Consider the following 16,408-nt stretch of genomic DNA (forward strand, 5'->3'; position numbering starts at 1 on the left):
AATGCTCTCAGGTGGACGTAATTCTCCTCTGTTCCAGTAATGCCCCCACCGGCGCGGTTCCCACCGCGGCCGCGAGTCCTTCACCGAACAGGGTTCTGTTGCGATAATTTCACCAGCAGGTTCCACTCGTCCGGAAGCGGGATTTGCGGGCAGATTGGGAGGTAGGCCCGATGCGCCAGCGGGGACGAGATGGTGGACTGGAGCTGTGGACTTCGGTGCCGGGCTTGCTCATCGAGAGCGGGGCGGGTCCGCGCGCCAGGCGGAGAGCGTCATTACCGGTACCCACCCGCCGACTGCCGCCGACTCGGCACAGGTGATGCGGCACACGACGGTTGCAGGTTCTCCGCGTGGCATGACGCCCGGCCCGATGAGCGGACCGTTGTGGATGCTGGCCGGACTCGGCCTCGTACTCGGTGCGCTCCCCTACCCGGTCATGTCTCTGGAAGGGCTGCCGCCGCTTGCGGTCGCGGTGGTGACAAGCCTGCCGGTGGTGTTCTGGGTGTATCTCGCCGCGGGGTTGATCGCCTGGTGGCGACGTCCCCACAATCGGGTCGGGGCGCTGCTGGTCTGGGCTGGCCTGACGATGTGGTTCGTCGCGCTCGGCAATACGACGGTACCGGTGTTCCAAGCACTGCTTCCGATGTTCTCGCTCTTGATCGTGGCCGCCCCAGCCCACCTGTTGCTGGCCTTCCCGACCGGACGCCTGGGCTCGAGGTCCATACGCGCACTCGTGATCGGCCTGTATGTCGCGACCGTCGTGTTGAAGGTGCCGTTGTATCTCTTCGACCCGTCGACGGAGCCGCACTTCTTGAGCGTGGCGGACCTCCCCACGCTGCGCACCGCGGCAGAACACCTGCAGACGGCCGTGCTGGATGTGCTGCTGGTCGCCGTCGCCGCTGTCGTCATCGTCCGACTGCTGCGGGCACGACCGCAGGATCGCCGCAGCCTGGGTATGGTATCCGGCATCGGGGTGTTCGTCGTGTTGTTCGCGCCGGTGAGCGCGTGGGCAGCGAGCGTTTGGTGGCCCGGGCACCAGGTCGAACTCGCGGCTGTTCAGATTGCTGCTCTGGCCACACTGCCGGTGGTGGTTCTGACGTCATTCCTGCTCGGCGGGTTCCGCCGTACCTCAGAACTAGAAGAATTGGGGGCCTGGCTCGGCTCATCTCCGGCCTCGCGGAGTCCGATCCGTGAAGTCCTCGCTGCCGCGCTCGACGACGCGTCTCTCGAGATCGTCTACTGGTCGGTCGAATTGGGTGGGTGGGTAAGCGACGGCGGTGTTCCCGTGGCGGCACCCGGTGGGCGGGCGGGCCGCGCCTGTAGCGACATCACGCTGGGCGGGATGCCGATCGCGGCGATCGAGTACGACGGCACTGTGCCCCGCGACTCGCACGAGGTCGAACGGGCCGCCGGATTGGTCGCACTCGCCCTCGAACGCCAACGACTTTCCGCGGAGCTGCGAGCCTCCCGGCAGTCCGTCGTCGAGTCGCGCGAGCGCCTGGTCGACGCGGCCGATGCCGAGCGGCGACGGATCAGCCGAGGACTGCACGATGGGCTGCAGGCGCGCCTGCTGCTCATCGGGATCGACGCGCAACGGATCGTCACCGCCGTCGCCACCGAGTCCGCCGAGCAGGTGGCGGCCCGTGCCACCGCGTTGCGTGACGAGGCGGATCACGCCGCCGACGAACTACGCGCCATCGTCGAGGCCCTTGTGCCACCGGCACTCATCGAACTCGGACTCGTCGGCGCCGTGGGAGAACTGGTGGAGTCCATGCCGATCCCTACCCGGCTGGACACCGCCGTGCCGGGCCGACTCGCCGACACGGCCGAGACGACCGCGTACCTCGTGGTCGCCGAAGCCTTATCCAATGTGGTGAAGCATTCGCACGCCACCTCCGCCACGGTGTCGCTGTCTGTCGACGGTTCGTGGCTGCACGTCGCCGTGACCGACGACGGGATCGGCATTACCGCACCGGCAACGGGCGCGGGGCGTACGGGAACCGGTTTGGCTGGGATCGCCGACCGAGTCGCCGCGGTCGGCGGCACCAGCACAATAGAGACGCCACCAGAAGGAGGCACGAGAGTATGGGCACAGATACCGTACGAGTCGTGATCGCGGAGGATGAGCCGTTGATCCGCCGCGGTCTGAAGGCGGTGCTCGATGAGAGCGGCTTCGACATTGTGAGCAGTGTGGGCACCGCCGTAGACCTCATCGTCGCCGTCGAGGACGACGTGCCCGACCTGGTCCTCACCGATATCCGAATGCCGCCGGGCTTCACCGACGAGGGGCTGACCGCGGCGTTGCAGATCCGCCGCAGCCGGCCGGCGGTTGCAGTGTGCGTGCTCTCCCAACACGTCCTGGCCCGCCCGGCTCGATCGCTGCTGAACGCCGGAGGCGGGGGGATCGGATATTTGCTTAAACAACGGGTCACCCACATCGAGGAGTTCGTCGCCGATCTGCACCGAATCGTCGCAGGCGACGTGGTGCTCGATCCCAAGGTCGTCGAGCAGGCATTGGACCGGGCGGACCGTGCCCTGACGCCAACGGCCGCGCTCACCGCCCGGCAACGCGAAGTGCTGGCACTTGTCGCCGAGGGGCGCTCCAACGCGGCCATCGCCGCTCGGCTGTCCGTCAGCGAGAAGACCGTGGTCAACCACCTCACCGGCATCTACACGACGCTCGGCCTGATGATCGACGGGGATTCGCACCGCCGGGTGCAGGCTGTGCTGGCCCATCTTTCCGGTCGGCCATGAGCTGGGAACAGCTCGGCCCGGCAATCGGCTCAGCAGCCCACAATTGGGAGGTAGGTCCGATGCGCACCGGCGGGGAGTGCTGCTGAACTAGCAGGTGACGACAGTCACCAGCGCTGGCAGCTGCGCTGTACCGGACTGTCGCACCGCAGAATCACATCTGAGATTCGCGGCTCCCACCCGATCTGCACAAAGCTCCTCATGGCCCCCGGAAGAAGTCTCATGTCCCCTGAATCCACGCCCTCCCAGCATCACCGCCGGCCGCACGGCGTCATGTGGCGCAGTCTTGCGGGCGCCACGGCCATCGCGACCGCGGTCGGGATCAGCATGCTCGGTGCCGCTCCGGCTTCTGCGGCAGGCAGTGCGGTCCCCATCACCGACGGCGCTACTCTCACCAGCGCTTTCAGCCAGGCGAGTGCCGGCGCGAGCGTGACGGCAACACTGAGCGGCGACGTGACGATCACCGGCAGCGCGTTCACCCTCGCGGGCGGCTCACTCACGATCGACCTCAATGAGCACGAGCTCTTCGTGACGGCCCCGGCAGGCCAGGTCGCGCTCACCGTTGAGGCGGGTGCTTCGCTCCGCGTCGAAGGCGGCAAGGTCGCGACGTTCGTCGGGGGCAGCGGCACAGACGGCGCGAACGCCTCGGTGCCGAGCGGCAGCTTTGCGGGTCATGGTGCCACTGGAACCGCGACGAGCCCCACCGGGGGCGCTGGCCCCGACGGTACCGTTCCCGGCGAGCGGGGTGGAGAGGGCGGAGCAGGCTTCCCTGCCATCGATGCCGTGGGTGGCAACGGTGGTGTCGGCGGCGACGGTGGTGTCGGCGCGATCGGCGGCGACGGGGGCTCCGGCGGTGCGAGCACCTACAGCGTGGCGCCCACCGACCCGTTCGCCGGGGCGACCGGTGGCAACGGTGGCAACGGTGGCAACGGCATCAATGGCGGCGACGCGATGAGTGGCGGGGCGGGGATCGTCATCTCCGGCGTCGTCACCGTGTCCGGCTCGCGCCTGATCGGCGCGGGCGGCATGGGCGGCAACGGCGGCAACGGCAGTGCGGGTGCCGCGGGCGGATCGGGCGGCTTCGGCGCTGACCTGAATGTCACCAGTGGGACGCCGACGAACGCATCGCGAGGTGGTAACGGCGGCGTAGGTGGCAGGGGCGGCAACGGTGGCGCAGCCGGCAACGGTGGGGCGGGTATCGACATCCAGGACGGGATACTGCTCACGGGCAGTGCACCCGGCAGCAACCTGGCTTGGTATGGCGGGCCGAGTGGCGCCGTCAGCGGTGCTCCCGGTCTGGGTGGCATCGGAGGTAGTGGCGGTGTCGCCGGGCAGACCGTCCTCAACGGAAGTATCGTCTCGAGCCCTGACCCCACCTACAGAGGCACCGCCGGGGCAGACGGCGCGGATGGCGCTCCGGGCGCAGGGGGGAACGACGCCGACAATCTCGACGACACGGCCAACTCCCTCGTCGGCTGGGAGGTCGCGGCCGACGGCACCACCACGGCACCGTCGAGCGGCATAGCGGTTCTCGAAGCCAACGACGGTACCGAATCGGCCTGGGTGCTGAGAGACAGCCGTGGCCTCGGCGGTGAGATCTCGACCCTCGGCGCGGTGAGCGCGGCTCTTGCCCACGGCAATATTGCTTTCCCCAGCTACGCAGGTCACACCTTCCTCGGCTGGTCCAGCTCCCCGGACGGAAGCAGCGGGCTACTCCTGAGCAGCACCAAGGTCGAGATAGGGGAGATCGGAGTCACCCCTTATTACGCTCAGTGGGAGGTCACCCCGGCCGTCACGCCGTCGACAAGCACACCCACGACCACACCGACAGCGAAATCGCTGGCGAGCACCGGCGCTGACGTGAACGGATGGCTGACCCTCAGCATCCTGCTCGGGCTCGGCGGTGCGGCGGCCATCGTCCTCGACCGGAGACGCGCCCGCACCCGCACCGACAGAAACTGATCAGCTTTACCCAAGCGAAGAGCCCGGCCCCTGAAGGGTGCCGGGCTCTTCGTATAGCGCGCACGAGGCCCGGCATCAATCTTCTCCGACATCATGAACGGGACTGCGGTCTGGTGCACGGGTTGGTGACAGTTGCGGTTCGGGCCGCGAGGTTCGCGGCTTGGGCTCGTTTGGCTTCGAACTCGACCGTGGTCAACCCGCCGAGGGCGGCTTGCGGTCGTTGCCGGTGGAATTTCCGTTCGGTCCAGACGACGATCACCAAGCGCAGCTCTTGCCGGGTGGGCCAGGTGCGCTGATCGAGGAACTTCTCCCGCAGTAGCGACCAGAACGACTCCATCGCCGCGGCGGGCAACCGGGTTCTCCACGACTGGCATCACCACAATCGCCATGACGACAGCCACACACTCGCGCAAACGAAAGAAGCCGCCCGCAATCGTGCGGAAGGCTCCTCGTTCCAGCGCAATAATCTTCTCTTGGCCAAGGGCTCGAACAAGAGCGATCTGGTGGACCCTAGGAGATTCGAACTCCTGACCTCCTCGATGCGAACGAGGCGCGCTACCAACTGCGCCAAGGGCCCTAGTGCGTAGCTACGCTATCACGCGCGCGGGGGCGAGATTTAACGTTTACGGTCAACCGGCGGCGGATGCGCGGCGGCGCTGCAGCACGGCATCCAGGTCGGTCGTCGCGTCAGTGGTCTCTTCGAGGTAACCCATGCGGGCGAAACGGCTCGGGACGGCTGGCGCGGGAGCCACCGCCGGACGCACGATCGAGGTGACCTCGGGCTCGCTGAGCGCCTCACGCAGGCGACGCTCGGAGGCCGCGGCGGCCTCGCGAAGCTCGGCAGCAGCATCCAGCGACGCCTCGACCGCGCGGTCGACCTGCGGACGAGAAAGGTACAGCGGCTTGGGCACGGGCACGGGGGTCCAGCTCGAATCCTTCTGCATGGGAGTCGGCGCCTCCTCGAGCTTCACTGTCGTGCGCACGCGGGGTGCAGGAACGCGCAGCCCGCGGGCAAGCTCGGTTCTCGCGCGGGAGACGGCGGCCAGCTGCCCGAGCATCGCAAACGATCCGATCGCGACGACGCCAGCGGATGCCAGCAGCAGCCAGCTTCCGGCCACCAGCTGGGCGACGCCGAAGCCCGCAGCCACGAACGAGGCCAGCAGCACAAGCGACGTCAGCGCGCGGGACCTGCGCAGCCTGCGCGACGCGGCCGAGCCGCTCGCGACATCCGCTGACAGGGCGGGAAGGGTGGCGGCGAGCTGGCGCTCAGCGCGCTCCGCTGCCGCGAGCTGGGCCTTCGCGGCCGCATCCTCGCGGCGCAGCTGCGCACGCAGCAGCTTCTCCTGGGCGGCCGCGCTCCGAGCGGAGGTCTCCACGCGCACCTGCTGCGGCAGTTCGGCGGTCTCGGCCATGATCCGGAGCGTCTGCTGCAGTCGCACGGCGTTCCGCTCGGTCGAAAGATACTCCCGGCGGCGGAACCAGGTGGGCACGAGATAGACGAGCCAGAGCAGGGCGGCGAGCGCAATAACGATGCTCGAGCCGAATCCGTCTACTCCCATGTCCCTAAGGTACGAGGCCGAGAGCGCTAATCGCTCGCGCGCCGGGGGTGTGTCCCGAGTCGACCGCGCGCATCCGTCCCTCATCCCCTCCGCGAGATGCCAGTTGTGGGGGTTATTTCTGCCGGATAGCCCCCACAACTGGCATCTCGCGTGAGTAAGGGCGGGTGCGGCGCTTGCGCAGGGCGCGGAGGTGGGGCGTAACCTGTCGGCATGCGGGCGAAGGCGGGCCGTACGGCGGCCAGACAGTCGACAACGCTCCGCCGCGTCGCTCAGCCGTGGACGCTCATCCTCATCATCACCGGACTCTTCCAGCTGTTTCGCGGCGCGCCGGTCGACGCCGCGTTCTTCCTCTGCATCGCAGCCCTCCTGCTGGCGGATGCCCTGGGCTGGCTTCGCATGTCTGGCCCGGTGAGGCCTCGCGCGGCCTGGCTCCTCGCGGCGGGCATCCCGCTCGCGATCGCCCTCGTGCTCGCCCCACGTCACGGCGTCGTGGAGGGGATCATCGTCTCCGCGATCGGCCTGACGGTGCTGGTCTTGGCGTGGGGAGCGCCCGCTGGCCCAGCTGGCACCACGACCAAGGGCACGAGCACGCCCCGCACCTCGATGTCCCCGGCCGTGCGACGAGCGGCGATCCTGTGGAGCATCGTGGGCGTGGTTTGCTGCCTGTGGGAGGTCACCTCGTTCCTGCTCGGCCTGCCGTCCCCCGCGGCTGCGAACGCGCATCCGAGCATCTCGGAGCTGTTCGACCCGATCCTCAACACCGTCGAGGGCCGTGCCGTGTTCACCGTGCTCTGGCTGCTGCTCGGTGTCGCGTTGGTGCGACGCGGTGCGCGAGTCGTCACCTCGACGGGCCAGAGCACCCGCGCCCGCAGGAAGAAGGCTCGGCGATGAGAGACCTCACGATCGCCGGATTCCTGCTCTGCGTTGCGGCGGCAGCCGTGCTCGAGCTGCGGGCGCGGAGTACGCCCGACTACCTCGCGCCGGTGGGCACGCTGCTCGACCGGGTGATGGCGACCCGCTCGGCCCGCATCGGCATCCTGCTGTTCTGGTGGTGGCTCGGCTGGCACTTCCTCGTCGGGCAGACCGTCTGATTATCGCCGAGCGTGCCCATTCGCACCGAGCGTGCCCGCTGGGGCCCGCTGGAACAGGCACCTTCGGAGCAAACGAGCACGCTCGGCGAGAATCCGGCGGCGGCACGGAGACAGCGCGGGAATAGTGCGGCTGGCACGTACGCTGAAAGGACTGTGAAACGCATTGGATTCCTCTCCTTCGGCCACTGGCAGCCGTCTGCCGGATCGCAGACCCGCGCGGTCCGCGTGGAGCCTGGCCTGGCCGCCGCGCGTCACGAGAGCGCGGAGCTGCGTTCGGTCGAGATACGGAAGGTGGCTCGCTGATGGTCAAGTCGATCGGATTCCTGTCGTTCGGGCACTGGTCGCAGTCGCCGTATTCGCAGGCGCGCTCGGCGTCGGACACTCTGCTCCAGGCGATCGATCTCACACAGGCGTTCGAGGACCTGGGCGGCGACGGAGCATACTTTCGCGTGCACCACTACGCGCAGCAGCACGGATCGCCATTCCCGCTGCTCGCGGCGATCGGCGCGAAGACAAGCCGCATCGAGATCGGCACCGGCGTGATCGACATGCGGTACGAGAACGCCGCATACATGGCCGAGGATGCCGGCGCCGCGGACCTCATCTCGGGCGGGCGTCTGCAGCTCGGCGTGAGCCGTGGCTCTCCCGAGCAGGTCGTGGACGGTTGGCGATACTTCGGATATCCGCCGGCAGACGAGAGCGACACGGACGGCGCGAGGATGGCTCGGGACAAGACGGAGCTGTTCCTCAAGTTCATCGACGGGGCCCGCTTCGCACAGCCGAGCCCGAATCCGATGTTCCCGAACCCGCACGGCGGCCCGCTCGGCCTGGAGCCGCAGTCGCCGGGCCTGCGCGACCGCATCTGGTGGGGCTCCGGCTCCGACGCGACAGCGCGGTGGGCGGCCGAGCAGGGGATGAATCTGCAGACCTCGACCCTGAAATGGGACGAGCACACGGGAGAGCCCCTCCATGTGCAGCAGAGGAAGCAGATCGAGATCTTCCAGGATGCCTGGAAAGACGCCGGGTGGGAGCGCACGCCGCACACCTCGGTCTCCCGGTCGATCTTCGCCCTGGTGGACGAGCAGGACTGGCAGTTCTTCGGCCACGACCGCGCGAGCGAGGATCAGGTGGGGCAGATCGACGCTCAGACGCGAGCGATCTTCGGGAGGTCCTACGCCGGCCCGCCAGATGAACTCATCGAGCAGCTCAAGCAAGACGAGGCGATCGAGGTGGCCGACCACCTGCTGCTCACGATCCCGTCGCAGCTGGGGGTGGAGTACAACACCCACGCCCTCGGCGCGATCCTCGAACACGTGGCACCGGCACTCGGCTGGCGCTGAATCGTCAGTGCTCGCTGCCGCGGTAGCCGACGAACCAGTGCGGCTCGATCCGATACATCCGGATGTCGTCGCTCCAGGTCGTGGGGTCGGACCCGTAGTGCGCGGTCCAGTGCGCGATCGTCTCCTCCCAGGCCGGATCCTGCTCGGTCAGCCGCACGGCGGTGCCGTGACAGAACACACCGAGGCGCTCGCCGTCGATGTGCGCGGCACTCACGACAGGCCGGACGGCCAGGTGCTGCGCCTTCGCCGCGCGCCCGTCGGTGCCGAAGGTCCACATTCCGTGCAGGAAATGACCGTCCACGCCGCTCACGCGGGGCTCGCCCTTCGCGGTGACGGTCGCAAGGCTCAGCACTCTCATGCCGTTGACGGCATCCACCACGTCCTGCGCGCGCATGAAGTGCTCGCCGGCGATGATCTCGCGCAGGTGACTCGTGCCGCCGGAGTGCGAGGCGTCGATCAGTCGTTGTAGCGCGGCAACCTCAGCCTCGGTCTCGTACATGCGGCGACCCTATCCGCGCCCGCCGACATCCCGCGCGCCGCAGCGTCAGCCGAGCTGCAGCCCCGGCACGCCCGCGGCGATGCGATCCACGTCGGGCACGACGCCGGTGTGCGCGGGAACCTGATGGTCCTGCCACCGGCGCAGCACGCCCATCGGAACCTCCTCCACCACGAGCGCGAAGCAGAAGTGATCGCACCACTCCCCGTTGATGTGGATGTAGCGGCGCCGGAGTCCCTCGTAGCGAAAACCGAGCTTCTCGACGACCCTCAGCGACGCCGCGTTCTCCGGGCGGATGCAGATCTCCATGCGGTGCAGCCCGAGCTGAAAGAAGCAGTAGTCCGTGGCCAGAGCGACCGCAGTCGGAGTGACGCCCTTGCCCGCAAAACGCTCGGATACCCAGTAGCCGATCGTTGCCGAGGCGAGCGACCCGTAGCTCATGCCGGACACGTTGAGCTGCCCGGCGAGCTGCCCCTCATACTCCACCGCGAACGGCAGCCCGAAACCGGCCCTCGCATTGGCCTGCAGACTCCGGATGCCCGCCCGCACGTCGAAGGTCATCGCACCGTGAGGGTTGGTCGCCTCCCACTTGCGCAACCACCCGCGGTTGTCGAGCAGCTCACGCTCCAACGCACGCGCATCCCTCAGCCGGATGGGCCGAATCAGCACCTGCTTGTCCTGGAGCGTCGGCATCGGGGTTGCCATGATCTCAGTCCAGCTTGTCCGCGAAATCCTTCAACCACGGGCGAAGCGCCGGCCCGAGATCCTCGCGGTCAACCGCGAGCTGCACGATGGCCTTGATGTAGTCGAGGCGGTCGCCCGTGTCATAGCGGCGACCGCGGAAGACGACGCCGTAGACGCCACCCGCAATGGAGGGGTCGGCCGCGAGCGTCTCGAGCGCATCCGTCAGCTGGATCTCGCCGCCCTTCCCGGGCTCCGTGTGCTCGAGAATGTCGAAGATCTCGGGCTTCAGCACGTAGCGGCCGATGATCGCGTAGTTGGACGGGGCGTCTTCCGCGCTCGGCTTCTCGACCATGCCCGTGATGCGCACGACATCCGCGTCGTCGGTCGCTTCGATTGACGCGACACCGTAGAGGTGCACCTGGTCCGGATCGACCTCGAGCAGCGCGACGATCGTCGCGTCGCGCTTGCCCTGCTCCTCGATCATGCGGGAGAGCAGCACGTCGCGGCTGTCGATGATGTCGTCACCGAGGAGAACCGCGAACGGCTCGTGCCCCACGTGCATCTTCGCGCGCAGCACCGCGTGCCCGAGACCGAGCGGATCGCCCTGCCGCACGTAGTGCACCTCCGCGAGATCGGTGGAGAAGTTGACTTTCTCGAGCCTCGCGGTGTCGCCCTTCTCCTGGAGTCGCGCCTCAAGCTCGCCCACGCGATCGAAGTGGTTCTCCAGTGCGGTCTTGTTACGCCCCGTGACCATGAGCACGTCGGTCAGGCCAGCGGACACGGCCTCTTCCACGACGTACTGGATGGCCGGCTTGTCGACAACGGGCAACATTTCCTTGGGCATCGCCTTGGTCGCCGGGAGAAACCGGGTACCGAGGCCAGCGGCGGGGATGACAGCCTTAGTGATAGTGAAAGCCATAACGCAAGGGTAACGGCATACCGTGCATAAGATGTCTGCATGAGCGGTGACGAAGGCCACCAGAAACGAGCGTTACGCGCCGAGCTGCGCGAGCGCAGGCGCACGATGACCATCCCGCAACGCGAGAACGCCACGGAGAAGATCACCGAGCATCTCATCCAGCTCACCACGCAGCTGAACGCCCGCTCCGTCGCCGCCTACCTGCCGACGACCGACGAGCCGAACGTGCGCGATTACGTCGCCTGGGCCGAACGCGAAGGCATCAGGGTGCTCACGCCCGTGTCCAGGGACGACGGCCTGCTCGACTGGGTGATCTCCACCGGCGACGAGACCGAGGGTCTGTACGGATGGCCGGAGCCGGTGGGCGAGCTACTGGGCCCGATCGCGATCAATGACGTCGATCTCATCATCGTGCCGGCGGCATCCGTCGACCGCACCGGGATGCGGATGGGCTGGGGCCGCGGATACTACGACCGCACGCTCGGTTCGATGGAGAAGTGTCCACCGGTCTATGCTGTGGTTTTCGACAGTGAGTTGGTTGACAGCGTGCCGAGCGAGGTTCACGACAAGCGCGTAAACGGTGTCGTGACGCCGAGAGCGATCGTCACCTTCTAGCTTTTCCCTTGCCTGGAGGTTGACGTGCCCACCTATTCGTACCGATGTGCGAACTGCGATTTTGCTTTCGATCAGCATCAGGAATTCACGGATGACAGCCTCACCCTGTGCCCGAACTGCGGCCAGCCCCAGCTTCGCAAGGTCTTCAATGCCATCGGCGTCTCCTTCAAGGGCTCGGGCTTCTACCGCAATGATTCCCGCGCCAAACCCGGCATAAAGCACAGCAAGCACGGCGGGTCGAGCTCCGAGAAGAGCACGACATCGACTCCTTCGACTTCCGGCTCCCCGGATGCCGCGGCCAAGCCGAAGACAGACAAGACTCCTGCGGCCAAGCCGGCCACGACCTCCGCGACCGGTTCATCGGGTAAGTAAAGTTCCGTCGATTCAGAAGGAGTAAGGCCATGCTCAAGGGATTCAAGGAATTCATCATGCGCGGCAACGTGATCGACCTCGCTGTTGCGGTCGTCATCGGCGCCGCGTTCACTGCGATCGTGAACGCGCTGGTCACGGGGATACTCAATCCGGCACTCGGTGCGCTGTTCAACGCCGAGGACCTCAACAAGGCGTGGATCGTCGCGATCCCGACGCTGTCTGGGGGCACTGCAAAGCTCGCCTTCGGTGCCCTGGTCGCGGCGGCGATCCAGTTCATCCTGGTCGCGGCCGCCGTGTACTTCGCGCTCGTGATGCCGATCAATTACCTAAAGCGTCGCGCGGAGGAGAGGCGCAACGCCGGGGCTTCTGACGCCGAGGTGCCGCCGGACGAGCTGCAGCTGCTCGCCGAGATCCGCGACCTGCTCGCCAAGGGCGCGGGCGACGCCTCGGGCGACGGGAAGCACGCGCTGTAACCGCGGCTCGCGAGGGTCTCGATATGGCCGCGGGCGGCCCATTCGACCAGCGACGGCGCTAGAAGCGATAGCCCCAGTGGGGCGGAGTGTCGCGCTTGAGGCGCTCGTCGTTCTCGTTCTCGGAGTGACGCGGCGGTTCCTTCTGCGGAGTCGGATCGCTGCCGGGCACCGGCGTGGTCTTAACCCTGCGATGGGCGCGACGGCGCGGTGTGGGCTCGCCGGATTCCGACTCACCAGACCCTGGCAGCTGCGGCTCCTCGGGTGACGACGGAGCCACGCGCTAACCCTGCTGCACGATGGGGATGGGCTCGGTGCTCGGAGCCCCCGCAGAGACCCGGTCCGGCACGCCCAGCATGGTCGCGATGCGGTCGGCCACGGCATCCGGGTCCTTGAACAGTTCGAAGACGTGCACGCGCAGGTAGTGCCAGCCGAGGCGTCGCAGCATCTCGGGACGCAGCCTGAGCGACTCGCGCAGGCTCGTTCCGCCGAGCATGCTGTCGGTCTCGATGCTGAGGCACATCCCCTCGTGCGAGGCGACGAGGCCGAGCTTGCCGCGGTGTCCGAGCGCAACCCGGAGGCCGCGGTGTTCGAGCCTGCGGGCGAGGTCCACGAGCATCGGATCGCTGTCGTCGGGGATGTGCTCGCTCGTCGTGCGTGCACCGATGTCTTCGAGAACCTCGGCCAGCGCAACCGCTCCGTGCTGCATCCGATCGCGGTCGATGTCTTCCGGCGTGAAGCAGGCAACGATCACGAGGGCGCGGCGGGCGCGGGTCATCGCCACGGCGAGGAGTCGTTCGCCGCCGGGCTTGCCGAGCGAACCGAAGTCGGAGAGCATGCGTCCGTGCGGGGTGCGGCCGAAGCCGATCGAGAAGATCACCCGGTCTCGACTCTGTGCCACCGACTGCTCTATCGTCGTCACCGTGAACGGCTCCGCGCGATCGCCGAGGACGAAGTCGCTGAGCTCCGGGCGGGTCACGATCGCCGAGAGCACGGCCTGCTGCACGCGCACGGCGTGCTTTGGGCTCGCGGTGATGACCATGAGGGATTCGTGCGGGCGCTTCTCGGCGTGATCGAGAACGAGATCGACGACGCGTTCGACCTCTGCGTCGACGCTCTCCACCGCACCGGTCTCCTGGTCGGGCATGCCGGAGCCTGCTTCGACGTAGTCGAGACGGATGCTGGGGTGCCCAAGGAAGCTTCCGGCCCAGGGCAGCGAGTCAATCCTGCCCGCGTAGAAGCGACGGTTCACGAGCTCGGCGAGATCTTCTCCGCCGGCGCGGTAGCTGCGGGTGAGCACGAGCGTCGGGAGCAGTTCGCCGAGGGTCGCGAGCGCGGAGCCGGAGTGCAGCTCGTCGAGCTCATCGTCGCTGAGCTCCGGGGCATCCGCGTTCTCCGCCGTGAGCGCGATGGAAAAGGGTGCGGGGGTCTGCGTGACCGGGTCGCCGAACGCGATGATCTGCTTGCCGCGGCGAATCGCCCCGAGGCTCTCGGCGAGCGTCACGGCCCCGCCGTCCACGAGGATCACGGCGTCGAAGCGGATACGGTCGGTGATCGAGTCCACCTCGTACGGCGAGGCGAGCCAGACCGGGGCGACCGCGCGCGACAGGTGGGGTGCGGCATCCTGCAACCCTGCGGCGTCGAGGTGCTCACGGCGCAGGGCCTTCTTGAGGGCCGCAGCCTCGTCCGGCCAGTCGACCAGGCCGATCTTCCAGTTCTCCGCGAGCTGCCAGGCGAGAAGGCCGGCGCTGCCCGCGGCGTGGGCCTCGTCGACGAGCCTGAAGTCCCCCTCGAGTCGGTCGAGCACCGAGGTGTTCGCGCCGAGCAGCGCGCGGTCGGCGTTCAACAGCGCCTCGAGTGCGGACTGCCACCAGGCCAGCTCGAGCTCCGCGGCGACCTGGCTGTCTGGAACGTGCCGTGCGGCGAGGTCTTCCAGCAGAGGGTCGAGCCTCAGTTGCTGCAGAGTGGTGCGCAGGATGCCGCGCTCGCGCAGGTTCTGCAGCACCTCGGAGTCCGCCGCGAGCCCCTCAAGCTTGCGCTTGAGTTCAGGGATCGGCAGGTTGACGAGCAGACCCTGCTCGTCGGTGACGCCGAGCGGCTCGTCGAGGCTCGCAAGGTTCTGCGACACCTGCTGGTACGCGACCTGCACGTCAGCGATGCCGACCGGAACCTCGGGGCCGACACCCGCGGCGACGAAGCGCTGCCACAGCGTGCGCTGGTGCTGGATGCGCACGAGCGCCTCGTTCACGTCGCTCACGTGCACGCCGGGTCGCACGTACTCGCGAGCAAGCTTCTTGAGCCTGCGCCGGTTCGCGCTCGACATCTCCGGAGTGTCCCTGCGCGAGGAGGTGGCGACGATCAGCTCACTGAGCGAGCGGTCGAAGACCACGGGGAGGAAGCGATCGAGGGTGTCGCGGATGTCCATGAGCAACCGCAGGTAGACGCCGAGCTCGTAGATGGTCTCGAACGGGCGCATCCGCGTGCCGTCGATGAGCGCGTTCGCTCGCTCGAGCAGAGCGGGAACGTCGGTCGCGTGCAGCCGCTTCGCGAGCTGGTGAGCGTACATCGCGTCGTCGCTGCTGGCGAAACTCGCGCGGTACCACGGCGAATCCGCCGGGCCGTACTTGAACTCGCCGAGCGTCGCCGCCTGCACGATCGCGTCCGCCGCCGCACTGCGATCACGGGCCATGAGCTCGACGGAGTCGCGCGACAGTCTCGCGGTCGTGGCCGGGGCATCCGGCAGCAGTGCGAGCCGGGAGAGCTCGGTGACGCAGTCGAGCACGGAGACGCCGAGTTCCTGGTCGCGACGCACGATCGCGGAACGATAGTCGACGAGCACCTTGCGCAGGCGCACGAGAGCGTCATCCACCTCGGTGAGCTGCGGCTGCTCGACCTTCTCGCTGCGGCTGATCGAGCGGATGAGGTCCCGTCTGAGCGAGCCGGGCGCGACCGCGAATCCGTTCAATCCGATGTCGCCGAAGCGCTGGGCAATCCCCGCGAGGGCCGCGCGCCGGGGACCGACGACGAGCACGCGCTTGTTCTGCGCGACGAGGCATCCGATGGCATTGACGATGGTCTGGGTTCCCCCTGTGCCCGGGAGGGTCTTCACGACGACAGAATTGCCCGCCGCGATCTGGGCGACGACGTTCTCCTGCTCGGCATCCGCGTCGAGGAGCAGGGTGTCGGTCTCTGGCGTGCGCTGGTCGGGGTGCTGCGGCTCGACAGGCGCGTAGCTCTCCTTCACGGCCCAGGCGGCCGAGGCGTTTCCGGCGACAGCATCGAGGATGGTGTGCTCGAGGTCCGCCGCGTCCGCCTGCATGCCCGTGGCGACATCCGCGAAGGAGGAGACGACGAGCCGCGGCTGAACGTTGAACCACTCGAGGTGAGCGGTGAGCCCGCGCAGCCGATCGATGACCGGGTTGGGCTTGAACGACCCGTCCTGCTCGGCGAGCGCCGCGAAGGCCCTCGCGTCGAGCTGGATCTGGAACTGACTCGCGAGCGTTCGGGCGAGCGCAGGGTTGAGGTAGGCGGCACCCCGCAGCTTGACCTCGAAGTCGCGGCCGTAACGACGGATGGCAAGCGGGCGCAGGAGCACGGGCGCACGGTACTCGACGCCGTCGTGCTGCCATTCCGCGATGCCGATGCCGAGGTGGATGGCGTCGATGCTGCGCGCGGTGGCGAGCTCCAAGCCCTTCGCGGCGATCTCCCCCGCCGCGACCTTGGCCGCGCGCAGGGCTAGATCGTCACGGATGAGGCTCGAGAGCAGCGTGGTCTTGCCCGTGATGAACTGGGCGAGCCCACCGGGATGGGTGGTTGAGAGTTCGATGCGCGTTCGTGGCTCATCCACGAAGTGCAACAGCGGTGACGGACCGCCGACGGTGGCGAGCTGCTCACGCCAGCGCTGCCTCATCGGCTCCGCGATGTTGGCCGCGGTGTAGTTCGGATCCCCCATGCTCAGCGAGTGCGGTGACGTCACCTGCTTCTGAGCGTGGGCGGAACTCTCTTCGGACCCCGGCATCACGTCTTCCGGTTCACGTTGTCTATCGGCACGCCACACACCGTTACCTTAGGCGTGCAACCCCATAATTTCGGGGATGTGGGCGGGGTTTCGCAGATCATGCCCCGTGCGGTCGCTGCCGTCGCGAGCGGCCG

The 16,408-nt window shown here is 67.8% G+C and carries 16 protein-coding genes and 1 tRNA gene; 9 read left to right on the plus strand and 8 right to left on the minus strand.

The window, feature by feature from the left end; translation table 11 throughout:
• The first annotated feature begins 367 nt into the window (after positions 1–367).
• From ABUA28_RS01310 to ABUA28_RS01320, 3 genes are all read left to right on the plus strand, one after another.
• Complete coding sequence (locus tag ABUA28_RS01310; protein ID WP_349902033.1) at positions 368–2,110, plus strand: sensor histidine kinase; 1,743 nt, start codon at positions 368–370, stop codon at positions 2,108–2,110.
• On the plus strand, positions 2,107–2,751 hold the full coding sequence (locus ABUA28_RS01315; protein ID WP_349902035.1) for a response regulator transcription factor: 645 nt from the start codon (positions 2,107–2,109) through the stop codon (positions 2,749–2,751). The genes ABUA28_RS01310 and ABUA28_RS01315 overlap by 4 nt, the downstream gene beginning before the upstream one ends.
• A 219-nt stretch (positions 2,752–2,970) precedes the next feature.
• Positions 2,971–4,710, plus strand: a complete 1,740-nt coding sequence (locus ABUA28_RS01320; protein ID WP_349902036.1) for an LPXTG cell wall anchor domain-containing protein — start codon at positions 2,971–2,973, stop codon at positions 4,708–4,710.
• Positions 4,711–4,801: 91 nt separating this feature from the next.
• Here ABUA28_RS01320 and ABUA28_RS01325 read toward each other — a convergent pair whose 3' ends face one another.
• The 3 genes from ABUA28_RS01325 to ABUA28_RS01335 all read right to left on the minus strand — a co-directional run bounded on the left by ABUA28_RS01325 (position 4,802) and on the right by ABUA28_RS01335 (position 6,269).
• Entirely contained in the window at positions 4,802–5,062 is a 261-nt protein-coding gene (locus ABUA28_RS01325; protein WP_407075403.1) for a hypothetical protein, read from the minus strand.
• 149 nt (positions 5,063–5,211) lie between these two features.
• Positions 5,212–5,287, minus strand: a tRNA-Ala gene (locus ABUA28_RS01330).
• Between the two features lie 52 nt (positions 5,288–5,339).
• Positions 5,340–6,269, minus strand: a complete 930-nt coding sequence (locus tag ABUA28_RS01335) for a hypothetical protein (protein ID WP_349902038.1) — start codon at positions 6,267–6,269, stop codon at positions 5,340–5,342.
• 210 nt (positions 6,270–6,479) lie between these two features.
• On the opposite strand from ABUA28_RS01335, the gene ABUA28_RS01340 reads away from it, so the two are divergent.
• From ABUA28_RS01340 to ABUA28_RS01350, 3 genes are all read left to right on the plus strand, one after another.
• Complete coding sequence (locus tag ABUA28_RS01340) at positions 6,480–7,160, plus strand: hypothetical protein (RefSeq protein ID WP_349902040.1); 681 nt, start codon at positions 6,480–6,482, stop codon at positions 7,158–7,160.
• Positions 7,157–7,360 carry a DUF6186 family protein gene (locus tag ABUA28_RS01345; RefSeq protein WP_349902042.1) on the plus strand — a complete coding sequence of 68 codons (204 nt, stop codon included), beginning with the start codon at positions 7,157–7,159 and terminating at the stop codon, positions 7,358–7,360. Before ABUA28_RS01340 ends, ABUA28_RS01345 begins: the two co-directional genes overlap by 4 nt.
• Before the next feature lie 302 nt (positions 7,361–7,662).
• The gene (locus tag ABUA28_RS01350; RefSeq protein ID WP_349902044.1) at positions 7,663–8,700 is read left to right on the plus strand and encodes an LLM class flavin-dependent oxidoreductase; all 1,038 of its coding nucleotides are present in this window, start codon (positions 7,663–7,665) and stop codon (positions 8,698–8,700) included.
• A gap of 4 nt (positions 8,701–8,704) precedes the next feature.
• On the opposite strand, the gene ABUA28_RS01355 is transcribed toward ABUA28_RS01350, so the two are convergent.
• The 3 genes from ABUA28_RS01355 to galU are packed head-to-tail and all read right to left on the minus strand — an operon-like array spanning position 8,705 to position 10,799.
• Positions 8,705–9,199 (minus strand): pyridoxamine 5'-phosphate oxidase family protein, encoded by a 495-nt coding sequence (locus ABUA28_RS01355; protein ID WP_349902046.1) that lies wholly within the window; start codon positions 9,197–9,199, stop codon positions 8,705–8,707.
• A 45-nt stretch (positions 9,200–9,244) separates the two neighbouring features.
• Positions 9,245–9,901, minus strand: coding sequence for a GNAT family N-acetyltransferase (locus tag ABUA28_RS01360; protein ID WP_349902048.1), 657 nt, complete (start codon positions 9,899–9,901; stop codon positions 9,245–9,247).
• A gap of 4 nt (positions 9,902–9,905) precedes the next feature.
• A complete protein-coding gene (gene galU, locus ABUA28_RS01365) occupies positions 9,906–10,799 on the minus strand; it encodes a UTP--glucose-1-phosphate uridylyltransferase GalU (protein WP_349902050.1) in 894 nt (297 codons plus the stop codon).
• A gap of 39 nt (positions 10,800–10,838) precedes the next feature.
• Between galU and ABUA28_RS01370 the strand changes: the two genes are divergently transcribed.
• The 3 genes from ABUA28_RS01370 to mscL are packed head-to-tail and all read left to right on the plus strand — an operon-like array spanning position 10,839 to position 12,259.
• The gene (locus tag ABUA28_RS01370) at positions 10,839–11,414 is read left to right on the plus strand and encodes a 5-formyltetrahydrofolate cyclo-ligase (RefSeq protein ID WP_349902052.1); all 576 of its coding nucleotides are present in this window, start codon (positions 10,839–10,841) and stop codon (positions 11,412–11,414) included.
• Positions 11,415–11,438: 24 nt separating this feature from the next.
• A complete protein-coding gene (locus tag ABUA28_RS01375; RefSeq protein WP_349902053.1) occupies positions 11,439–11,786 on the plus strand; it encodes an FmdB family zinc ribbon protein in 348 nt (115 codons plus the stop codon).
• 29 nt (positions 11,787–11,815) lie between these two features.
• Positions 11,816–12,259: a large conductance mechanosensitive channel protein MscL gene (gene mscL, locus ABUA28_RS01380; protein ID WP_349902055.1), complete on the plus strand. Its 444-nt coding sequence runs from the start codon at positions 11,816–11,818 to the stop codon at positions 12,257–12,259.
• Positions 12,260–12,317: 58 nt separating this feature from the next.
• Here mscL and ABUA28_RS01385 read toward each other — a convergent pair whose 3' ends face one another.
• Together ABUA28_RS01385 and ABUA28_RS01390 are read right to left on the minus strand one after the other, a co-directional pair.
• Positions 12,318–12,536 carry a hypothetical protein gene (locus tag ABUA28_RS01385; RefSeq protein ID WP_349902057.1) on the minus strand — a complete coding sequence of 73 codons (219 nt, stop codon included), beginning with the start codon at positions 12,534–12,536 and terminating at the stop codon, positions 12,318–12,320.
• Positions 12,537–12,539: 3 nt separating this feature from the next.
• Positions 12,540–16,274 (minus strand): AAA family ATPase, encoded by a 3,735-nt coding sequence (locus ABUA28_RS01390; protein ID WP_349902058.1) that lies wholly within the window; start codon positions 16,272–16,274, stop codon positions 12,540–12,542.
• Positions 16,275–16,408: the final 134 nt, after the last annotated feature.

This window comes from Parafrigoribacterium humi (assembly GCF_040227205.1).
In the GTDB taxonomy this organism is placed as follows: Bacteria; Actinomycetota; Actinomycetes; order Actinomycetales; family Microbacteriaceae; genus Parafrigoribacterium_A; species Parafrigoribacterium_A humi.